Consider the following 4,029-nt stretch of genomic DNA (forward strand, 5'->3'; position numbering starts at 1 on the left):
CAAAAAATAAAATCATCATAATCAGTATAATCCTGGTAAAGACAAAAAATCGCTATTGTTTCACAAACCTGATCCCGCTGAAATGACAGCCCCCCTGCACAAATTCAATCCGCAGTCTATTGGTGCCTTTAGCTAATGGAATGTTCTTCAGTTCCACCAACTGCCATGCTTTATCATTACCGGGAACAGGTATGTTGGCAGCCAGCGATTTACCATTGCTGCTGATATTAAACCGCGCGCTCACACTATCTGTTTCTGCCCTCACTTTCACCTGCAGCGTGTAGGTACCGGGGCTGGTCACCTGCGCTGTATATTGCAGCCATTCGCCATTTTCAATATGAAAAACGAAAAATTCATGCTCGTCTTTTTTGATATCCACCCCATCATTGCGGTAAGCATACCCCCGGTTGCCTTGTGTATTTACCCCCGGCGTGTAGTGATAACTGGCCGTATCCATATCTGCATAAGCCGATAAATTTCTCCCTAAATCATAATCTACAGCCGGGATAACGGCTTTATCTTTTATCACATGCGCCTTAAATGGAATGGCCTCCGATGAATGTACCTGTCTGAACATGGCATCTGTTACGTCTTTGTGATATACGTTGTTCTCCAACCGGGTATTGCGCACCAATTCCTGCAGTGATTGCCAGGCTTCATTGGCAGTGGGTGCTGCTGCTTTGCCGTTCCAATAATCCAGGAGTGCCTGGTAACCTGGCGTAATGGTAATTTCCAGTGGCTGATTGCTTCCTATCTTTTTCCACTGCCACCATGCCCAGCCAATATCATTGTCCTCCACCATCCGGATGGTATTGGTATACCAGTTATTAGAATTCTCCCCGGACTCTCCCAGCCACAAAGGCAGGTTATATTTTTTCCGCAGATCCAGGAAATGCTGAATAGAAGATACCTGCGTGAAATTGCCATACTTGTGAAAGCTCATCACCATATTATCATCCCAGGCAGGCAGGATGCCATTGTAATTATTCCCGAATCCATTGCCTTCTATAATGATGATATGCTTTTTATCCACTTCCCGGATCGCTTTAGTGATGTCCTGCATCAGTTGTTTCAGCGGGATGTTCTTTGTTTCTCTAGTACCTCTGCTGTCTGTCGGGTCTTCAAAACCCCAATTGGGTTCGTTGATAATATCGTAACCACCTATCCAGGGCTCATTGGCATAACGTTCCGCCAGTTTCCGCCACAAAGCAATGGTTTTACTGCGGTTAGCTTCACTTTCCCAGAGAGATGGTTTTTCAGGATGCCTGTCAGAAATAGGCAGATCGTTCCCCTGCCCTCCCGGTGCGGCATGCAGATCCAGGATCGGGTACAGATGATTCGCCTTACACCAGCTCAGCAAGGAGTCAGTCAACGCAAAACCTTTCTCCAGCCAGGTATGCTGTCCGGCCACTGGCTCCTGATCTACCGGCAACGTATACAAATCAAAGTGCATTGGCAATCTTACGGAGTTAAAACCCCAGGCGGCCATGGAGTCGATGTCCCGCTTGTTGGTATGACCCGTCAGCCATTCGTCATAGAAAGCCTGCGTCCTTTCCGGCCCCACCAGCGCTTGTATTTTTGCCCGGATCTTATATTGCTGCCCGATGTCTCCCAGCCGGAACATATATCCCTCCTGCAACATCCAGCCCCCCAACCCCATTCCCCGCAGGATCACTTTCTCATTTTTTTCATTTACAATACCAGGTCCCTGTGTTTTCAGATACCCCTGCCCGTTAGTCTGCCCCATCAAGGCAGATAAAAAAATGAGCAACAGCCCGTGGAATTTTAACATGATCATATGTCTTTTAAAGAAAGACCAAGATCTATATTAAACAGGGAAAATTCATTTTTTCACCTACGTCATTTCTACTTCAAATTGCAATAAGCCATTGATTATTAATCCCTCTTCCTTACTACTATACTACATCAGGAAAAAATTCTACTTTTAGTAAAACGCTTTTACATGAAGCCTTTTCTGTTGCTGGCCCTTTTATTCCACGTAAGTTTCATTGATGCACAAAATACCATTGGTCTACCCGCCATTGTCAACTACAGCAAAGCCCAATACCAGGGCAACGGACAAACCTGGGATATAGATATGGACAAGAGAGGAATCGGGTACTTCGCCAACAATGAAGGACTGATCACCTACAATGGTAACTACTGGAAACTATACCCCGTTCCTAATAACACCCGGTTACGTGCCGTGAAGGTGGCGCCGGACGGCCGCATCTACGTAGGTGCACAGGACGATTTTGGCTATTATTATCCCGATACCAACGGTATACTCAGCTATACTTCTCTCAAAAAAAATATCCCCACCGGTCAAACGGAATTTGCAGATATCTGGAATATTGCCCTGTACGACAAAGGCGTTTACTTTAAAAGCAACAATAAAATATTTGAATGGCGTAACAATAAGATCCGGGTATACAACGCCCCGGCAGAATGGAAAATAATGGGCAGCACCGCCCATGGCCTCTATGCACAAGACCTGCGGCAGGGATTATTAAAACTCGTAGCGGGTACATGGCAATCCGTATGCAAAACAACCGCACCTTTACCACTGGTGACCGCATTCCTGCAGGAAGAAAATGATACCCTCCTCGTTGCCACGCTGAAAGATGGTCTTTATAAAATCAGCGGACAACAAATAATTCCACAACCTACCGCAGCCGATAACATATTCCGCAATAGCCGCATCTACTGCGCTATTCCACTACAGCATGGCCAACTGGCCATTGGCACCTTTTCCAAAGGCTGCTATATTATCAATAGCGCCGATGGGAAAATTATCCAGCAATTCAGCATGGACGAAGGCCTCCAAAATAATAATGTACTCAAACTCTTTACAGATCCCCAACAAAATATCTGGCTGGCGTTGGATAACGGTATCGACCAGCTCCGCTATAATACCGCCATTAAACAAATTCAACCCGACAAACATAATTCCCTCACCACCTATGCTGTACAGGTATTTGATCACCGACTATATATTGGTACTTCCGATGGCCTCTACAGCACCCCACTGGACGCGGTAGCGGATCTCAGTTTCTCCAGAGCCAATTTCCAACCCGTACCCAATACCAAAGGACAGGTATGGAATCTAACGGCGATGGACCAACGCCTGTTGATGGCACATCAGGAAGGCACTTTTGAGATCAGCGGCAATAAGGCAACTCCCTTGTTGAAAGATATAGGTTGCTGGACTTATCTCACCCTCGGTAACCGGATTCTGACAGGCTGTTACAATGGGTTGGCCGCCATTCAATATCAGCATACATCCGTTACCGTTACCCGGCACATTGCCGGCTTGTTTGAATCCCTTCGCTTCCTGGCAAAAGACAATGCACAACGCATCTGGTCCTCTCATCCCTATCGGGGAGTATATCAGCTCACGCTGAAAAACGACACCGCCCTGCAGGCTAAGCTCTTCACCCAAAAAGAGGGTCTGCCTGCTACCAATAACAATTATGTATTCCGTATTCAGGATAAAATAGTGGTGGGCAGCATGCAGGGGATCTACGAATACGATGCCCAGGCCGGAAAATTTATCCCGTCGCCTTCCCTTTATCCACTGTTATCCGCCCGTAGCATACAATACCTGAAAGAAGACGACAGCGGAAAGATCTGGTTTGTATCCGATAAAAAACCAGGAGTAATAGATGCGGCGCACAAAACCGTGACCTGGTTTCCTGAACTGACCGGAAAAATCGTAGGCGGCTTCGAATTCATTTATCCCTATAATGACGAAAACATTTTCTTCGGTGGTGATAAAGGGATTTATCATCTTAATTATAAAAAGTATAACAGTCACGGCAGTACGCTTTCGGTATTGCTGGGACAAATAAAAGCCACCAGTAAAAAAGATACATTGTTATATGGCGGCTATGCCATACAGGACCCACGGCAACAGGTTACCCTGCCCAATGCGTACAACAGTTTTCATTTTGAATACACGGCGCCGGCAGGGGAACAAGGCAACAATATTACCTATAGCTATCAGCTATCGGGGTTCGACAAACAACC

2 protein-coding genes are annotated in these 4,029 nt (G+C 46.2%); one reads left to right on the forward strand and one right to left on the reverse strand.

All coding sequences use genetic code 11. The features are described from left to right. Nucleotides 1-52: 52 nt before the first annotated feature. Nucleotides 53-1,792, reverse strand: coding sequence for a cellulase family glycosylhydrolase (locus VIP81_RS03720; protein ID WP_331957134.1), 1,740 nt, complete (start codon nucleotides 1,790-1,792; stop codon nucleotides 53-55). Between the two features lie 171 nt (nucleotides 1,793-1,963). Here VIP81_RS03720 and VIP81_RS03725 point away from each other — a divergent pair. Continuing rightward, nucleotides 1,964-4,029, forward strand: a 2,066-nt coding sequence (locus VIP81_RS03725; RefSeq protein ID WP_331957135.1) for a hypothetical protein, incomplete at its 3' end; no start/stop codon positions are given.

It is taken from the genome of Chitinophaga sp. (assembly GCF_036566945.1).
Lineage (GTDB): Bacteria > Bacteroidota > Bacteroidia > Chitinophagales > Chitinophagaceae > Chitinophaga.